General features: G+C 62.3%; 17 protein-coding genes. 13 read left to right on the top strand and 4 right to left on the bottom strand.

The features are described from left to right. Window positions 1-12: 12 nt before the first annotated feature. A complete protein-coding gene (locus tag ACOOFN_RS07880) occupies window positions 13-435 on the bottom strand; it encodes a hypothetical protein (RefSeq protein ID WP_420430496.1) in 423 nt (140 codons plus the stop codon). 123 nt (window positions 436-558) lie between these two features. Here ACOOFN_RS07880 and ACOOFN_RS07885 point away from each other — a divergent pair, with 123 nt between their 5' ends. The 6 genes from ACOOFN_RS07885 to ACOOFN_RS07910 all read left to right on the top strand — a co-directional run bounded on the left by ACOOFN_RS07885 (window position 559) and on the right by ACOOFN_RS07910 (window position 7,676). Further along, complete coding sequence (locus tag ACOOFN_RS07885) at window positions 559-789, top strand: GIY-YIG nuclease family protein (RefSeq protein ID WP_420435035.1); 231 nt, start codon at window positions 559-561, stop codon at window positions 787-789. A 548-nt stretch (window positions 790-1,337) separates the two neighbouring features. Further along, window positions 1,338-3,965 carry a hypothetical protein gene (locus ACOOFN_RS07890; protein WP_420430498.1) on the top strand — a complete coding sequence of 876 codons (2,628 nt, stop codon included), beginning with the start codon at window positions 1,338-1,340 and terminating at the stop codon, window positions 3,963-3,965. 350 nt (window positions 3,966-4,315) lie between these two features. Further along, window positions 4,316-4,729 carry a DUF2306 domain-containing protein gene (locus tag ACOOFN_RS07895; RefSeq protein WP_420430500.1) on the top strand — a complete coding sequence of 138 codons (414 nt, stop codon included), beginning with the start codon at window positions 4,316-4,318 and terminating at the stop codon, window positions 4,727-4,729. A 96-nt stretch (window positions 4,730-4,825) separates the two neighbouring features. Beyond that, window positions 4,826-5,605: a succinate dehydrogenase iron-sulfur subunit gene (locus tag ACOOFN_RS07900; RefSeq protein WP_420430502.1), complete on the top strand. Its 780-nt coding sequence runs from the start codon at window positions 4,826-4,828 to the stop codon at window positions 5,603-5,605. Between the two features lie 10 nt (window positions 5,606-5,615). Further along, the gene (locus tag ACOOFN_RS07905; RefSeq protein WP_420430504.1) at window positions 5,616-6,770 is read left to right on the top strand and encodes a helix-turn-helix domain-containing protein; all 1,155 of its coding nucleotides are present in this window, start codon (window positions 5,616-5,618) and stop codon (window positions 6,768-6,770) included. 45 nt (window positions 6,771-6,815) lie between these two features. Next, window positions 6,816-7,676, top strand: coding sequence for a CPBP family intramembrane glutamic endopeptidase (locus tag ACOOFN_RS07910; RefSeq protein ID WP_420430506.1), 861 nt, complete (start codon window positions 6,816-6,818; stop codon window positions 7,674-7,676). Here ACOOFN_RS07910 and ACOOFN_RS07915 read toward each other — a convergent pair. Beyond that, window positions 7,673-8,527 carry a 1-acyl-sn-glycerol-3-phosphate acyltransferase gene (locus ACOOFN_RS07915; RefSeq protein ID WP_420430508.1) on the bottom strand — a complete coding sequence of 285 codons (855 nt, stop codon included), beginning with the start codon at window positions 8,525-8,527 and terminating at the stop codon, window positions 7,673-7,675. The genes ACOOFN_RS07910 and ACOOFN_RS07915 overlap by 4 nt on opposite strands. 127 nt (window positions 8,528-8,654) lie before the next feature. On the opposite strand from ACOOFN_RS07915, the gene ACOOFN_RS07920 reads away from it, so the two are divergent. The 4 genes from ACOOFN_RS07920 to arsB are packed head-to-tail and all read left to right on the top strand — an operon-like array spanning window position 8,655 to window position 11,164. After that, window positions 8,655-9,215, top strand: coding sequence for a hypothetical protein (locus tag ACOOFN_RS07920; RefSeq protein ID WP_420430510.1), 561 nt, complete (start codon window positions 8,655-8,657; stop codon window positions 9,213-9,215). 49 nt (window positions 9,216-9,264) lie between these two features. Then, window positions 9,265-9,600 (top strand): ArsR/SmtB family transcription factor, encoded by a 336-nt coding sequence (locus ACOOFN_RS07925; protein WP_420430512.1) that lies wholly within the window; start codon window positions 9,265-9,267, stop codon window positions 9,598-9,600. Continuing rightward, on the top strand, window positions 9,597-10,085 hold the full coding sequence (locus ACOOFN_RS07930) for an arsenate reductase ArsC (protein WP_420430514.1): 489 nt from the start codon (window positions 9,597-9,599) through the stop codon (window positions 10,083-10,085). The genes ACOOFN_RS07925 and ACOOFN_RS07930 overlap by 4 nt, the downstream gene beginning before the upstream one ends. Continuing rightward, window positions 10,082-11,164 (top strand): ACR3 family arsenite efflux transporter, encoded by a 1,083-nt coding sequence (gene arsB / locus ACOOFN_RS07935; protein ID WP_420430516.1) that lies wholly within the window; start codon window positions 10,082-10,084, stop codon window positions 11,162-11,164. The genes ACOOFN_RS07930 and arsB overlap by 4 nt, the downstream gene beginning before the upstream one ends. 6 nt (window positions 11,165-11,170) lie before the next feature. Here the strand turns inward: arsB and ACOOFN_RS07940 are convergent, their stop codons facing one another. Beyond that, window positions 11,171-11,848: a hypothetical protein gene (locus ACOOFN_RS07940; RefSeq protein WP_420430518.1), complete on the bottom strand. Its 678-nt coding sequence runs from the start codon at window positions 11,846-11,848 to the stop codon at window positions 11,171-11,173. A 250-nt stretch (window positions 11,849-12,098) separates the two neighbouring features. On the opposite strand from ACOOFN_RS07940, the gene ACOOFN_RS07945 reads away from it, so the two are divergent. The 3 genes from ACOOFN_RS07945 to queG are packed head-to-tail and all read left to right on the top strand — an operon-like array spanning window position 12,099 to window position 14,805. Then, entirely contained in the window at window positions 12,099-13,079 is a 981-nt protein-coding gene (locus ACOOFN_RS07945) for a cation diffusion facilitator family transporter (protein WP_420430520.1), read from the top strand. A 33-nt stretch (window positions 13,080-13,112) separates the two neighbouring features. Then, on the top strand, window positions 13,113-13,778 hold the full coding sequence (locus ACOOFN_RS07950; RefSeq protein ID WP_420430522.1) for a glutathione S-transferase family protein: 666 nt from the start codon (window positions 13,113-13,115) through the stop codon (window positions 13,776-13,778). After that, entirely contained in the window at window positions 13,759-14,805 is a 1,047-nt protein-coding gene (gene queG / locus ACOOFN_RS07955; RefSeq protein ID WP_420430524.1) for a tRNA epoxyqueuosine(34) reductase QueG, read from the top strand. Before ACOOFN_RS07950 ends, queG begins: the two co-directional genes overlap by 20 nt. A 169-nt stretch (window positions 14,806-14,974) precedes the next feature. On the opposite strand, the gene ACOOFN_RS07960 is transcribed toward queG, so the two are convergent. Beyond that, on the bottom strand, window positions 14,975-15,367 hold the full coding sequence (locus ACOOFN_RS07960) for a metallopeptidase family protein (RefSeq protein ID WP_420430526.1): 393 nt from the start codon (window positions 15,365-15,367) through the stop codon (window positions 14,975-14,977). Window positions 15,368-15,369: the final 2 nt, after the last annotated feature.

Here is a 15,369-nt window from a genome sequence, read left to right on the forward strand (position 1 = left end):
CACCCGCCAGCGTTACGCCTGCTCGGTGGCCAGCCAGACCGGGAGGGCGCGATAGGCGCACAAGCCGCCGATCGCCATGAGGCCAAGTCCCGCCGGCATGAAGCCGAGGCGTCCAAACCGTTCGGCCTGTTGCAGGGATTTCAGGCCGAGCGACGGAAAAACCAGGCTGATGATCACTTTCAGCATCAGGAGATGGCCGTAGAGCGTGATAATGATCGCCGGCCACGACCAGTCCTGGTGAAAGACGACGATGAGCGTGGCGGGCCACATTTCCAGCATGACGGTCCGCCACACCACACCGGGCTGACCGCGGGCCGCGAGATCGGCAAAGAAGCCCGCCCACATCCGGTGCTGCACGACATGGCTCAGGCCGATCAGCATCAGCGGCAGCGCCAGGGCGGCTTCCACCCACACTGTGAACTCCGCATCAGGCATCGCCATTCCCTGCTGTCAGCTGGTCTATCCGGACATGAGTTAGAACCTGCACACGCCCTGCTGCAAGGTTGATCCCGAAAAGTCCGAAATATCGCAAGCCCCTCTCGTCGCTTACTTCACGTCATCCCCGCGGCTTGTGCCCGCGTCCATGAGCACCGCGAAGGCAGGGCGTCCAAGCTCACCCGTAAATACGGTGTTACCCGACTCGTTCATTTTGAAATGTTCGAAGAGATCTCTGAAGCTATAGGGCGTGAAAAGCGGCTGAAAAACTGGCGACGCGCCTGGAAGATCAAATTGATCGAACAGTTCAATCCTCACTGGCGTAATGCCACCGCTGACATTCCCTATGCATGAAGACCAATCTCCCGTCACCCCGGCGAAATCCGGGACCCAGAGCCACAGTGATGCGCTGAATTCAGGCGCGTAATCTGCGCAGCGGTGATGACGCCGGCTGGTTGACTCAGGGCGGTTTCATGGCACTGGCGCAACTGGATCCTGACTTCCGTCAGGATGACGGGTTTGGGGCAATCCAAAGCTTATCAAGGCCCAATTTTTCCTCCCCCGCTGGCGCGCGGAACGGACCGGGAAGCGGTTAGCGGCGGTGCGGCGACCAGCACCTCAAAATGAAATCCGAGAGGGTTCGCGCGAAGAGGTCATGGCAAAGTCAAAATACTGGCCCGGCGTAGATGGGGCCTCTGAAAATCACAGCGGGGCGGTGCGTCTTTATTTTGTTCCCATATCTTAACGCGAGAAATAATGGCCGGACCTGCCGATTTCGATTCAACACAACCGGGAATCCGATTGACTCCTTCAATTTTACGGAATTGCTTGCGGGTTCGTACAGCAATAGTTTTGTGTTCTTGTGGCCGGATCGCTGCGACGGGCATGGCGATCGGAGTATCATGAATATCAGGACTGAAGCTGCCGGCCTGGCCGGCGCACTGTTGGCGGCTGCGATTTTGTCGACGCCTGCCAACGCCCAGTACGCGCTGAATACCGAATTCACGGTCAACCAGGTGGGTGTGACCGACGGGAGTCAGTCTGTTCTCCGCATTGCCACCCACGCCCCCAACCGGATCATCGAGCTGACGAACGGCAATCGGATCGTGGCTTTTTCTGACGGGGGAGGAAATGACGGGGGCTCAACTGGCATGTTCGCGACGATATTGGGGGCCGATGACAGTATTGTCACCAGCGTCAATATCTCGAATGCTGCGACAGCCGATCGGTTGGGCGGTATCGCCGCGCTGACCACGGGCGGGTTTGTGGCGGTCTATTCGCGCGCGGATCCGGATGCTGATTGCTATGGCCGGGTTTTTGACAATGCCGGCAGTGAAATCGTGGCCGAATTCCGGCTTCACGCGGATGATGGAGATTCCCAACTGTATTGCGACGTCGCGCCGCTGGCGGGCGGCGATTTCATCGCGGTCTGGGACAATCAAACAAGCGACGATATCCTTGCGCAACGTTTCAACGGCGATGGCTCAATGGATGGCGGGTTGATCGCAGTGGAGGTCGGCGCAACTTATAATGGCGGCGCATCGGCTTATACTTCGGATGAGCCCATTGTCACACCGCTGACGTCAGGCGGATATGCCATTGCGTGGCGGGAAACTAGCGGTGCGGACACGAGTTCCCAAGGCGTCTTCATGCGGGCGTATGATGCCGCCGGTACCGAAACCACACCGGGGATTACCCGCGTCAACACGACCGTAGCCAGCCTTCAATTCCGCCATTCCGGCGCAGGCTTGTCCAATGATAATATTGTTTATGTCTATTACGACAGCAATGCGGGCGACGTTTCCGCGCGCATTCTGACGCCGGCCGGCGCAGAGGCGGTCGCTGAATTTGATGTCACCACAGCGTTCAATGATTTTCCCACAGTCGCTGCCCTCCCCGGCGGCGGGTTTCTGGTCACGACCAGCGATTCAAGTGGTGTCGACGGGGATGGTTGGGGAATTGTGCTCAGCACGTTTAACAATGACGGTACGGCGAACGGGCCGATCCAAATCGTGAACACGACAACGGCTGGCATTCAAGCATACAGCGCCGTCGGTACATTTGCCGGTGACAGCTTTCTGATTGCCTATACGGAACATTCAAACGCTGTTGACGGTAGCGTCCTGTCGGTTCTCGCGCGCTCGTTTACGGCCGTTGATCCGGCGTCTGCGCCGCTCGTGGCGCTGGATGCCGCCAGCCCGTTTTCCGGCCAGACAATGGCGAGCGAAATCGGCGGCACGCTCGACGGCAACGCGATCCTCGACTTTGGTCTGCATGATCGTTTCATCGGCCTGGGCGCAGCGGGCATCGTTGAAGCCGAATTTACCCTGACCAATGCGACCTTCTCGGGCATTGTGTCGGGTGCAGCCTGGACACAGGCCAGCGATCCTGATTGCGATTTTGGCTCGCCGGTATTTGGCGGCGGGATTGGCGGCAATGTCGTGCGCTTCGAGAATACCGGGCAATTGAACCAGTGCAGCGGGAACGGGGCCATCAATGGCACGATCACCCTGCCGATCGAGGTCACGAATAATGGCGATCCTGTGAGCGTGACGGTCACCTTCACCCCCACCGCTGATGCCGGGGCCTATACCGGTTCCAGTGATGATCTCGACCTTCTGGCCTTTGCGGCGGCCTTTGATTTTTCGATCACGGCAGGGGCAGCAGGCGCTGGCGAGTTTGATGCCAATGGCGATGACCTGCAGGGCACCGGCCTTGTCGGGACCCTGACACTGGCTGATTTCCCGGCCGATATTGAAGCCGACATTGGCGTGCCTCTGGCCGATGCTTCCGACATTGCCATGTCGGGCGAGCTTGCCGTGACCTTCCCGGGCGGTGTGACCGGTATCGACGAAACGAATGTCGATCTGGGTGGCGTGGCCTGTACGCAGGGCGCAGCTCCGTCCGATAACGTCTTCACCTGTGCGCTGGGCGGCGGCGATCTCGACGGCATCGATAATGGTGCGGCCGGTCTGGATATTACCATTGATGATGACGCCAATGCGGCGACCTTCGTGACGGCGCAGGCACCGAACGCGGTCCTTACCGTTACGGGCAATCCCAACAACACGGTCTCCGGCGCTTCCGGCGGCCTTGCAGAAATCGAACTGGATGACGGGCTCGACGTGAACGCCATCACCAGTTCCAACTTCGACTGGGTGCGCTTCGGATCGGGCGGCACGGAAAGCAATTTCCGCATTGCCCTGCCTTCAGCCGCTGAAGCGCAGGCCGTCACCCAGGTCCAGGTCACTGTCATTCAGGGCAATGGCGTTGCAGCGGGAACGATCAACCTGCTGCCGGGAGCCGCTGGCACCGGCTTCCAGGTAAAGGGGGCAACCGTGACCTTCAATTCGCGGGCCCTGGGGGCAATGTCGGGCGAGACCGGCAATGCCAACATCACCTCCGTCGCCCTGCAACATGATGAGACCGCCTTGCTGTCAGGCACGGTGCCCGGCCTCACCATATTGCGTCAGCTGGTGAACCGCTCTCCCGACAGTTTCATCGCCACCGGGGGGATGACAAACGACTAGCGTCGTCGCGGAACAATTTATTTGCGGATATATCTATACCCCTCCCCACGAAGGGGGGGGCTTCTGCCGCAGCGACAATGGTCACCCCACCTCGCCGACCTTCGCCATCAAGGGGAAGGGAATCGAGCACGACCACCCGCCATGGGTGGTTCGAGGCCCGCTTGCAGCGGGCCCCTCACCCTGAGGCAGGTTTGTGCCGTGCCTGACAGAATCTCCCCATCAAGCGACACGAGGGCCCGTGACGAAAACAACGCTTTGCCCGGCGTCCGCACCGTCTCTTGCAATACTCTGCTTTATATAACAAAGTAATTGTGATGCCAAATTTCTGAGCACGACCGGGAATCGCTGACATGACATTCGAACCGCTTTTCGACGCTTCGCCCGCCATCCAAATCCATTTCTACACCGTGGTACCGGCCTTCGCACTGGGCACGATCCAGATGGTGTTGCCCAAGGGGACGGTTCTGCATCGCTGGAATGGCTATTTCTACATGGCGCTGATGATGGTGACGGCGACCGCAGCGGCCTTCATTCCCAGCTTCATGGAGCAGGGCCGGGTGCTGGGTCATTTCGGTTATATCCACCTGTTCGTCATTCTGACCTATGTGACCGTGCCGCTGGCGCTCTGGAATGCCCGCAAAGGCCAAACCCGCCATCATCGCGACGCCATGATCGGGCTTTATATCGGCGGTATCCTGATTGCCGGCGGGCTGGCCTTCATGCCGGGCCGGATCATGCATGAAATGGTCTTCGGACCGGTCTGAAGACGGGACCGCGCCGGAGTGCCGCAGGCGGTCGACTTCCCTGCCGAGCGCTATACATTTGCTCACCGAAACACCGGATGATTTGAGGGATTTCAAATGGTCGAGCTTGCCCTGCCGCGCGGATCCAGGCCCAAGAAGGGCAAAACGTGGCCAAAACCCGAAGGCGCAAAGAATACCCGTACTTTCAAGGTCTACCGCTACGATCCGGAGGTGGGTGGCAATCCGCGCTGGGACACCTACACGATCGACACCGACGATTGTGGCCCGATGGTTCTCGACGCGCTGTTCTGGATCAAGAACAATGTTGATTCCACGCTCGCCTTCCGGCGCTCCTGCCGCGAGGGCGTGTGCGGTTCGTGCTCGATGAATATCGGCGGCCGCAACACGATTGCCTGTACAAAGGGCATGGACGAATTCAGGGGCGACATCACGATTTCGCCGCTGCCGCACCAGCCGGTGGTGCGCGACCTCATACCCGACCTCACCGATTTCTATGCCCAGCACGCTTTCGTGGAGCCCTTCCTGCAAACCAAGACGGCGGCTCCGGAGAAGGAATGGCGGCAGTCCGAGGAGGACCGGTCCAAGGTCGACGGGCTCTATGAGTGCATCATGTGTGCCTGCTGCTCGACGGCGTGCCCGTCATATTGGTGGAATTCCGAGAAATATCTCGGGCCGGCGGCGCTGTTGCAGGCCTATCGCTGGATCGCCGACAGCCGTGACGAGATGACCGGCGAACGCCTCGATGATCTCGAGGACCCGTTCAAGCTTTATCGCTGCCACACCATCATGAACTGCGCCCAGGTCTGTCCCAAGGGTCTGAACCCGGCCAAGGCCATCGCCGAGATCAAGCAGTTGATGGTCGAGCGCGAAGCCTAGCGGCCGCGTGATGGCATTCGGACCCGCCGGCCTCGTTGCGGCCGCGGGGGCCGTGCTGTTTCTGCTGCTGGCAGCGCTGACCGCGATCCGGCCCGCCGCGAATACTACGCGGACGCGGCTCTTCGCGGCTTTTCTTGCCCTGTTCAGCCTGCCGCTCCTCAATATCGTGATCGCCGACAGCGGGCTGGCGCTACAGTTTCCGCGCCTACTCTTTATCGGAAACACGCTGGGGCTGGCCGCCGCGCCGGTGCTCTACCTGTTCGCACATTCGCTGGCACTGGCCGATTTCCGACTGAAACGCCGGGACGCCGTCCACTTCCTGCCACTCCTGGTGATCGCGGCGCTCGTGGCCTGGCAATTCCATGCCCAACCGCTTGCCACCCGGCTCGCCATCGTCAGCGGCGAATCAACCGACAGCTGGCTCGATGCGCCGGCTTTCGTCCTGCTGATCTTTGCCTACCCTCTTGCCTATCTGGGTCTGACCCTGCGGGTCGTCTGGCGCTATGAACGGGCGTCGAGAACGGTCCGCTCGTCCAGCGACGGGCGCGAGCTGCGCTGGCTGACGGTTTCACTTTCCGGCCTGCTTGGCGGTGCGATTGTGAGCATGGCGCACTATTCCGTGGTGCATGTCTGGGCGCTGCCGCTCCTTTCCTGGGCGTTGATGGCTATCCTGTCGGGCGGGACGCTGCTTCTTGGCGGCTATTTCATCCTGTCGGCTTTCCGCAGCCTGGATGCTGCGGCACCGTTGGAGGCCAGTGCAGTCGGCGAGGCCAAATATGGCGAGCATCGTCTGGCCGAGGACGAGCTCGCCGGACTGGCCGCTGCGCTTGATGCCCACATGGCGGCCGACGCACCGCATCTCGACCCGGATCTGACGCTGGAGGCATTGGCGCGCGGCCTGCCGATGACGGCGCGCGAGCTCTCGCAGGTCATCAACCGGACACAGGGCCTGTCATTTTACGAATTCATCGCCCGCTGGCGGGTTCGCGAAGCACAGCGCCGTTTGCGCGCAGATTCCCGCGTCTCCATCCTGACGGTAATGCATGACAGCGGGTTTTCCTCGAAATCCTCCTTCGCGGCAGCCTTCCGCCGCGAAACCGGCATGACGCCATCGACCTGGCGCAGCCGGATCACGGGTTCGAATACGCGTCCGCGAACGACATAGGCGGAAGATGATCGCACAACGCTCCGGCAGACCGGAGATGTTGCCATGCTTGTTGTTGAAAACGGAATCGTCCGCGCCGCTGCTGCGCGCAACCGTCATCCCATCGGGATTACGGGCTTTTTCATCCTCACCTTTGTCTTGTCATGGGCCGGGGCGGCTGCCGTTTTGCTGCAATCGCATGCCACCACCGGTGCCGGCTGGGCGGTGGCAAACTGGCATGACGGATTTGCGCCGCTGAGCCTGCTGATGCTGTTCGGTCCGCTGCTGGCAACGATCATGGCGATGATCTGGAATTACGGGCCGGGGGGCGTTTGGCGATTTGTGAAGCGCGCCTTCCGTATCAAGTTCCATCCCCTCCTGTGGCTGAGCGTGCTGGCGCTGCCTGCGCTTGTCGCAGCGGCGGTGTGGCCGATCTCAGGATTGACGGGTGATACGGCAAGCCCGCCCGCCCTGTGGCCGACTGTGCTTGTGAGCGCCGGCCAGATCGGCCTGTTCTACCTGGTCTTCAATACGGAAGAGCTCGCCTGGCGCGGCTATGCGTTGCCGCAATTGCAGGCACGGCTGTCACCGCTGGGCGCCAATGCTGTGCTGACCCTGATCTGGCTGGTCTTTCACCTGCCGCTGTTCGCGATGCCGAGCGGCCATCCGGCGGGCTACGGCATTCTGCCATTTGTCTTCATGGTGATACCGATCGGCTTTATCATGGGGGCGGTGTTCAACCGTGCGGCGGGCAGCGTGCTCGTCGTCCATGTCTTGCACCAGGGCTTCAACGCCTGGGGCGAAGCCTGGCAGATCTTTCCGGTGTTCACGGAATCACCGGTGCAGATCTGGGTGTTCGTGGGGCTGCTGTGGATACCGGGGCTTGTGGCGATCGGCTGGCTTGCGATGCAAAGGCGGCCGGCCTAGCCGCGTTGCCACGCCAATTCCTCGCATTGCCGGCGGATCAATTGTGTGGCTTCCGCCTCGTTATCCGGCAGCGTACCGGGATCGATGGGCTCGCCGAAGCGCAAGGGATAATACGCCCCCTTCTTGCCGATGAAGCCCTGGAACACGGTCATGTCCTTGAGCTCGTCATGGATCTGGGCGAGCGCGTAATAAAGCACCGGCATGCGCTGGCGGACGCCCAGCGGAATGATCGGCTGGCCGAACCGGCGTGCAAAGCTGACAGCGGTCGGCATCCAGGGTTTCTCGGTCAGCGTCCAGGTCTTCCAGTTCCATTCCGCCATGCGCCCGGCCGGGAAGATCACGACGCACCGTCCCGACTTGAACGCATCAAGTGCCGCCCGCAGCGTCTCGCGGGCATTTTCCCGGCTGCGATGGTTCTGCCGCCATTCCACCGGAATGATCAGGTCTGACAGGCCGGGGCTGACGCGAAGCGCGTCGCGATTGGCGAAGAAACAGACATCCGGGCGCCGCTCGCGCAGCGCGTCCCAGACCGCGACACCATCGGCGATGCCGCCGGGATGGTTGGCGATGACCACGCAACCGCCGGTTTCCGGGACCACTTCGATATTTTCCGGGACCGGCCGCAGAAACAGATAATCGCTGACCCATTGCAGCGTGTCATTGCCCGGGAGCGCGGCGATCGCGTCGGCAATGCCGACCGCCTTCCTGTATCCCAGCATCGGAAAACCGATCGTCTTGATCGTCGCCCAGAGGCGTTCGCGCCGGTGCAGCTTCGGCGCGCGTTCCTCGATCAATCTGTCAACTATGTGCCGGCTCATATCGTCACTCGGCGGGTCATAAGCATAGTCCATTTGGCATTGATCACCGCGCCACGCAAACCGTGCAAGTGGGCCTCGCATTAACTTGTTGGCAAGCTTTGGCATTCGCCTTGCGGGGGAATGTTCCAGTTTTAACACACTGTTCACGATTGGAACGCTCATGGCCGCCATAGATACCGCCCAGTCCCCGTCATTTCTGTCCCGATTGACGGCGCCGATCCGCCGCATGAAACGCCAGGCAATGCGCCGGCGCGGGCCGCTGGACATGGCGCTGGAAGATTTCCTGAGCGAATCCGCCCATCCCGGCGACAAGGTGCTGCAGCTCGGCGAGGACGGGGGGACAGCCGCAGCCTTCCTCGACCGCGGTGCTTTCGTGAATCTCGTGGCCGATGCCGGCGAAGCCGACCGCGTCGAATCGATCTGCCAGCTGCGTGGCTGCTCTGCCAGCCGGTTGCGACTGTTTCCCAGTGTCAGCGCGTCAATCGCGTCGGGCGAGGTCGATGCCGTCTGGCTGGCCAAGACGGCGTCGCTGGCCGTGCTGGCGGCGCATTTCCGCCATGCCAGCAGCCGCATCCGCTGCGGCGGTACGCTGTTTCTTGACGGTCTGACCACGCCGCACGGCAAGACGCTGTTCGATCAGATGAGCCAGGACATGGCGTGGCGTCTCGACGAGGTGATCGCCGGTGATGTCGCGGTGTTCCGCCGGACCGTGGTGTTCTGATCTAACAAAACGGCTTTCCTTATTTTGATAATACCCGTAATTACAAAATATGGATCGTTCGGAGATTACCCGCCGGTTTGCGGCGCTCGGGCATGACACCCGGTTGCGCCTATTCCGGCTGCTGCTGGAACAGGGCCGGGCGGGGCTGGCGGCCGGTGCGATCTCGCGTCGGCTCGACATCCTGCCATCAACCCTCACGCCTCATCTGCAGGTGCTGGAGCGCAGCGGGCTGATCGGCTCGCGCCGCGATTCCCGTTCGGTCATCTATTCGCTGAACCCGGACGGGCTAAGGGAGCTCGTCTCGTTCTTGGTGCTCGATTGCTGCGAAGGCCGCCCGGAACTGTGCGGGTTGACTGCGGACGCGCTGGAAGCGGGCTGCGCATGATCGAAACCGTCCTGTTCCTTTGCACCGGCAATTCGGCGCGCTCCATTCTGGCAGAGTGCCTGCTCAACACGATAGCGGAGGGCCGGTTCCGTGCGGTCTCTGCGGGGTCACAGCCCGCCGGCACGGTCAATCCGTTTGCGCTCGATCTGCTGGATTCCAGGGGCTTTGATACCGGCGGCCTGTACTCGAAAAACTGGAATGCGTTCGATCTCGACAGCGGCGGCCCCCGTATCGATCTGGTGATCACGGTCTGCGATTCCGCGGCGGCCGAAACCTGTCCGGTCTGGCCGGGTCATCCGTTGAGCGCGCATTGGGGATTGCCGGACCCGGCCGCGGTCACCGGCAGCGATGCGGATAAACGAGCGGCGTTCGAAGCGACTTTCGACGCAATTGAAGCGCGGATAACCGCCTTTCTCGCCCTGGACTGGGCACATCTCGACCGCGCCAAGCGGCGTGCGGAATTGCAACGGATCGGAACCCTATGAGTGTCTCGGAAACCCCTGAACACCCGCCGGAAACCGAATCCGGCATGGGGGTATTCGAACGCTTCCTGTCGCTATTTGTGGCGGGCGCGATTGTCGCGGGCCTCGGCCTGGGGGCGGTGCTTCCGGAGGCGTTCGCTTTTCTGAGCGGCGTGCAGGTCGCGTCGGTCAATCTCGTCGTCGCCGTGCTGATCTGGGTGATGATTTACCCGATGATGGTCAATATCGACCTTGCCAGCCTGGCGCGTATCGGCGAGCGGCCGAAAGGCCTGTTGATCACGCTGATCGTCAACTGGGCGATCAAGCCGTTCACCATGGCGGCGCTTGGGATCGTGTTCTTCCGCTACGTGTTTTCGCCCTTCCTCGCGCCGGAGGATGCCGAGCAATACATTGCCGGGCTGATCATTCTCGGTGCGGCGCCATGTACGGCGATGGTGTTCGTCTGGTCCCGCCTGACGCGCGGCGATGCCGAGTACACGCTGATCCAGGTAACGGTGAATGATCTGATCATGATCGTGGCGTTTGCGCCAATCGTCGGATTGCTGCTCGGTGTCACCGATCTGGTCGTGCCATGGCACACGCTGCTGATCTCCGCCGGCCTGTTTGTTGCCTTGCCACTCGCGGCCGGCCTCGCGACCCGCCATCTGCTGCTGGGTTCCGGCGCCGGAGAGCGGGGAGAGATGCGGCTGAACGCCTTTTCCCAAGCCATCAAGCCGGCTTCCGCGGCGGGCCTGTTACTGACCGTCGTCCTGCTGTTCGGCTTGCAGGGCGGGGTCATTCTCGACCAGCCGCTGGTGATCGGCATGATCGCGGTGCCGCTGATCATCCAAGCGTATGGGGTATTCCTGATTGCCTATGCCGCCGCCTGGTTTGTGCGCACGCCGCACGAAATCGCCGCGCCGTGCGCGCTGATCGGCACTTCGAACTTCTTTGAGCTCGCTGTTGCGGTCGCGATCGGCCTGTTCGGCCTCAGCTCCGGCGCGGCGCTGGCGACCGTTGTCGGCGTCCTGGTCGAAGTGCCGGTCATGCTGTCCCTGGTCGCGATCAGCAACCGGACACGGACCGCTTTCAGTGCGAGATAGCCAAACCTAGTAGGGCCGGTTACCACCGGGACGCTGTGTCGGCGGTGCTTCGCGCTGCGGCCGGATCGGTGCGCGCACACGCTCCTCCCGTCGTTCGCGGTCGCTCCGGATCGCTTCGGCACATTCGGCGCTGGGCCGGCCGATGGGCAGCGGTTCCGGGACAAAACGCACGGCCTGCAACTCGGCCTCGGCAAGCTGTTCCGGTTCCACGGCATCGCGGATCTCGAGAATGGTCTCGTCGTCCATGCGGGTCAGGCCAAGCGAAATCTCGCGTACATTATTCGTGTACAGCAGTGCCCAATAGGCAGCCTGTTCGATCTCTCCGATGGAATGATAATGGCGCGCCAGGGCAGCCTGCGATGCGCCCCAGCCGGCTTCGCCCGACCGGGTGAGATAGTGTTCGCCGGTCTCGCGATAGGTGTCGGCATTCTCGCCGCCTGCGCGCGCGACTTCCAGCGCCGTCGTGCCGGCATAATACCAGGCGACTTCATAGCCGCCGCCAAACTCGGCTGCACAGGCGAAATAGTCGTGCGCCTCGGCGATCTGGCCGCGCTCCAGTGCCTGGAGACCGCGGCCATAGGCGGCATCGCCACCTGCGCCACCCCGGAAAGTGGTGTCATTGTCGACACTGCCGCAGGCGGCCAGAGCGGCACACAGGGCAATCATTGAAAGCGTGTTTTTCATGGCGCGCATATTCACCCCAGCGACCCGCCGGGCGCAAGCCGAAAGTCTGTATTCGGGGTGCTGACCGGGCGAGCGCGTCAGGGGAGACAGGCCTTCTCAGAAAAAGGACCGTTCGGGAAAGGACAGGGATCAGGGTCATCCTTTCCCGTCACACCGGCCCGGTCAGCATCGGGGTAACGCGCCTGCTTTTCATAATCCGTCGCAAACATGGCGTTTGACGCTGTATCGGGCTTCGCGTCATAAGTCGGCCATGCCTCACGATCACGCACATAGCGATGCCGGGCCGGGCCGTCTCTCGCCCAAGGAAGCGCGCCGCATTACCGGCCAGGCGACGGCCTTCTCGGTATCTGTCGCGACCATTCTGGTGGTCACCAAGCTGGCCGCCTGGTGGCTGTCCGGCTCGGTGGCCATCCTGGCTTCACTGGCGGACAGCGCACTCGACCTCGCCGCCTCGCTGATCACCTTCTTTGCCATCCGGTTTGCCGCCGAACCGGCCGACCGCGAACACCGTTTCGGGCATGGCAAGGCGGAGGCCTTCGCCAGCTTCCTGCAAGCGCTGTTCGTCGCGCTGTCGGCCGGCCTGCTGCTGCGCGAGGCCTGGCAGCACTATGTCGAGCCGCGCGAGATCACTAATGGTGGCTGGGCAATTGCCGTTATGGTCCTGTCCATGGTGTTAACCGCCGGACTGATCTGGTTCCAGACCCGGGCCGTCAGCAAGACCGGCTCGGTCGCGGTTTCCGGCGATCGCGCGCACTACACGGCAGACCTCGCTTCCAATGTGGCGGTGATCGCCGGTGTCGCCGCCGCGGCCTTCCTGGCCGTCCCATTGGCGGACCCGATTGTGGGCGCAGTCGTGGCGCTCTGGCTGTTCTGGTCAGCCTGGCAGGTCGCGCGCGGCGCGCTCGACCAGATGCTCGACCGCGAACTGCCTGACGGTGAACGCGACAAGATCATCGCCATCGCCGAGGACGATGAGCGGGTGATTGATGTTCACCAGGTGCGCACCCGGGCCGCGGGACCCCTGATCCACATCCAGATGCATATGGACCTCGACCCGAAGCTGACGCTGGAAGCCGCCCATGAAATCGTCGTGGCAGCGGAAAACCGCCTGCTGTCGCACTATCCGGCGGCCGATATCATCATCCATCCGGACCCGCACGGAAAAGCCGAACCGCACGGTCTGGCCTTCATGCAGTCAGGCGGCGACCCCGAAGCGGTCAAAGACGCTTAAACCCGGCGCGAAATCGCCCTAGCGTGCCCGACCATGCGAACGCTCCATCACTGGCCTCTCGATCCTGCCTCCCGTGCCGCGCGATTTGCGTTGGCTGAAAAGGGGTTGGAAGTCGACCTGGAAGAGGCCCGGCCGTGGCTGCGGGCCGAGCCGTTATTCCGGCTCAACCCGGCCGGCGGATTGCCGGTGCTGGAGGACAATGGCGCGACCATCGCCGAAGTCGCTCCCGTGCTCGAGTATCTTGAGGAAGCCTATCCTGGACAGCCGCTGATGCCGCGCGGCGCCGTCGAGCGCGCCGAAGTGCGGCGCCTGATCGGCTGGTTCGACGTCAAATACAATGGCGAGGTCAACGCCTATCTCTTGCACGAGAAGCTGGAAAAGCGCGCGCAATCGCTTGGTGCGCCCGACCCGCAGGCGATCCGCGACGGGCGCGACCATCTGCGCTGGCACATGGATTATCTTTCCGGACTGCTGGACGAGCGCGAAGGCCTGGCCGGGCCGCGTTTCACCCTGGCGGATATCATCGCCGCCGCGCATCTTTCCTGTGCCGACTATCTCGGCGATGTGCCGTTCGACGAGTTTTCGGCGGTCAAGAACTGGTATGCGCGGATCAAGTGCCGTCCGGCCTTCCGCGGCCTGCTCGCCGACCGCCTGCCCGGCCTGCCGCCGGCAAAACATTATGACGATCTCGACTTCTAGAACCCGTTTCGTCGCACTGGCTGAAAGCCTCGGTTTCGACGCGGTGCGCGTCTGCCGCGCCGACGAGGCGTGGGCGGCCGCCGGGCGGCTGGAGGAATTCGTCGAAGCCGGCCGGCACGGCACGATGGGCTGGATGGAAGAGACGCTGGAGCGCCGCAAGCAGCCGACCAACATGTGGCCGGAAGCGACGTCCGCGCTGGTCGTGGCGATGAATTACGGGCCAGACAGCGACCCGCTCGAGGACCTGAAACACGCCTCCTCCGGCAATATCTCGGTCTATGCCCGGCATCGCGATTATCACGACGTGATGAAAGGCAAGCTGAAACAGCTCGCGCAGGGCTTCGCGCGCGAGACCGGCGAAGAGGTGAAGGTGTTTGTCGATACCGCGCCGCTAATGGAAAAACCGCTGGCGGAGAAGGCGGGGCTCGGCTGGCAGGGCAAGCACACCAATCTGGTGAGCCGGGAGCACGGCTCGTGGCTGTTTCTAGGGGTCATGCTGACCACGGCGGAGATGGAGGCCGATGCGCCGGGCACCGACCATTGCGGGGCGTGCCGCGCCTGTCTCGACATCTGCCCGACGGATGCCTTTCCGGCACCCTACCAGCTCGATGCGCGGCGCTGCATCTCCTATCTGACGATCGAGCACGCCGGCCCGATCCCGGAAGAATTCCGCAAGCCGATGGGCAATCGCATCTATGGCTGCGATGATTGCCTCGCCATCTGTCCGTGGAACAAGTTCGCGAAGTCGGCGTCAGAGGCCAAGCTGGTGGCGCGCGAAGACCTGGAGCGCCCGCCGCTGTCCGAACTGCTGGTGCTCGGCGATGCGGGATTCCGCCAGCTGTTTTCCGGCTCACCCATCAAGCGGATTGGCCGCAACCGCTTCATCCGCAATTGCCTCATTGCGGCGGGAAATTCCGGTGACAACACATTATTGCCGCTTGTCGAAAGCCTGCGGTCCGATCCTGATCCGGTGGTCGCCGAGGCGGCAGACTGGGCGGCGGGAACGCTGGCTGGCGAGTCGGATTGACGGGGATGTTCGGGCATCCGATCTTTCGAGGCTCGGGGTTTCCCGCTCGCACCTCAAGATGAGGTGAATATTTGGCAGCTACGGTTGCGAAACAAGCAACTGAAATCCGCCAAGCCCACCTCATGGTGAGGTGCCCGGCGTCAGCCGGGCCTCGAACCACGCAATGCCGCTACTCTGCCGCGTCCTCGATGGCGTGCATGTCCTCGTCGGAAAGGCCGAAATGGTGGCCGATCTCGTGCACCAGGACATGGGCGATGAGGAATTTCAGCGAGACATCGCCGCGCTGTGCCCATTCGGCGAGGATCGGCTTGCGATAAAGCCAGACCTGGTCGGGAAAGCGGACCGGGTCGCCGACGGATTTGTGGGTCAGATCGACCCCGTGATAGAGGCCGGAGAGCCGGTAGGGATCCTTCATGCCGAAAAAGTCGAGCGTTTCCCGGTCGGCGAAATCGGCAATTCGGATGGAAAGATTGCCGCACATCTTGCGAAATCCCTCCGGCAAGGCGTTGAACGCCTCTTCGGCGAGATCGGCGAACTGGTCGATGTCAGGGAGTTTGCGCATCG

The sequence above is a fragment of the Hyphobacterium sp. genome (assembly GCF_965217055.1).
Taxonomy (GTDB): Bacteria; Pseudomonadota; Alphaproteobacteria; order Caulobacterales; family Maricaulaceae; genus Hyphobacterium.

Bases quoted from the DNA above. Each gene is read 5' to 3' on its own strand.
- ACOOFN_RS07920 (WP_420430510.1), top strand. From the start codon at position 8,655: ATGGCCGCCATAGATACCGCCCAGTCCCCGTCATTTCTGTCCCGATTG.
- ACOOFN_RS07880 (WP_420430496.1), bottom strand. From the start codon at position 435: ATGCCTGATGCGGAGTTCACAGTGTGGGTGGAAGCCGCCCTGGCGCTG.
- ACOOFN_RS07930 (WP_420430514.1), top strand. From the start codon at position 9,597: ATGATCGAAACCGTCCTGTTCCTTTGCACCGGCAATTCGGCGCGCTCC.
- ACOOFN_RS07900 (WP_420430502.1), top strand. From the start codon at position 4,826: ATGGTCGAGCTTGCCCTGCCGCGCGGATCCAGGCCCAAGAAGGGCAAA.
- ACOOFN_RS07890 (WP_420430498.1), top strand. From the start codon at position 1,338: ATGAATATCAGGACTGAAGCTGCCGGCCTGGCCGGCGCACTGTTGGCG.
- ACOOFN_RS07950 (WP_420430522.1), top strand. From the start codon at position 13,113: ATGCGAACGCTCCATCACTGGCCTCTCGATCCTGCCTCCCGTGCCGCG.
- ACOOFN_RS07915 (WP_420430508.1), bottom strand. From the start codon at position 8,527: ATGGACTATGCTTATGACCCGCCGAGTGACGATATGAGCCGGCACATA.
- ACOOFN_RS07910 (WP_420430506.1), top strand. From the start codon at position 6,816: ATGCTTGTTGTTGAAAACGGAATCGTCCGCGCCGCTGCTGCGCGCAAC.
- ACOOFN_RS07925 (WP_420430512.1), top strand. From the start codon at position 9,265: ATGGATCGTTCGGAGATTACCCGCCGGTTTGCGGCGCTCGGGCATGAC.
- queG (WP_420430524.1), top strand. From the start codon at position 13,759: ATGACGATCTCGACTTCTAGAACCCGTTTCGTCGCACTGGCTGAAAGC.
- ACOOFN_RS07945 (WP_420430520.1), top strand. From the start codon at position 12,099: ATGCCTCACGATCACGCACATAGCGATGCCGGGCCGGGCCGTCTCTCG.
- ACOOFN_RS07905 (WP_420430504.1), top strand. From the start codon at position 5,616: ATGGCATTCGGACCCGCCGGCCTCGTTGCGGCCGCGGGGGCCGTGCTG.
- ACOOFN_RS07960 (WP_420430526.1), bottom strand. From the start codon at position 15,367: ATGCGCAAACTCCCTGACATCGACCAGTTCGCCGATCTCGCCGAAGAG.
- arsB (WP_420430516.1), top strand. From the start codon at position 10,082: ATGAGTGTCTCGGAAACCCCTGAACACCCGCCGGAAACCGAATCCGGC.
- ACOOFN_RS07940 (WP_420430518.1), bottom strand. From the start codon at position 11,848: ATGAAAAACACGCTTTCAATGATTGCCCTGTGTGCCGCTCTGGCCGCC.
- ACOOFN_RS07895 (WP_420430500.1), top strand. From the start codon at position 4,316: ATGACATTCGAACCGCTTTTCGACGCTTCGCCCGCCATCCAAATCCAT.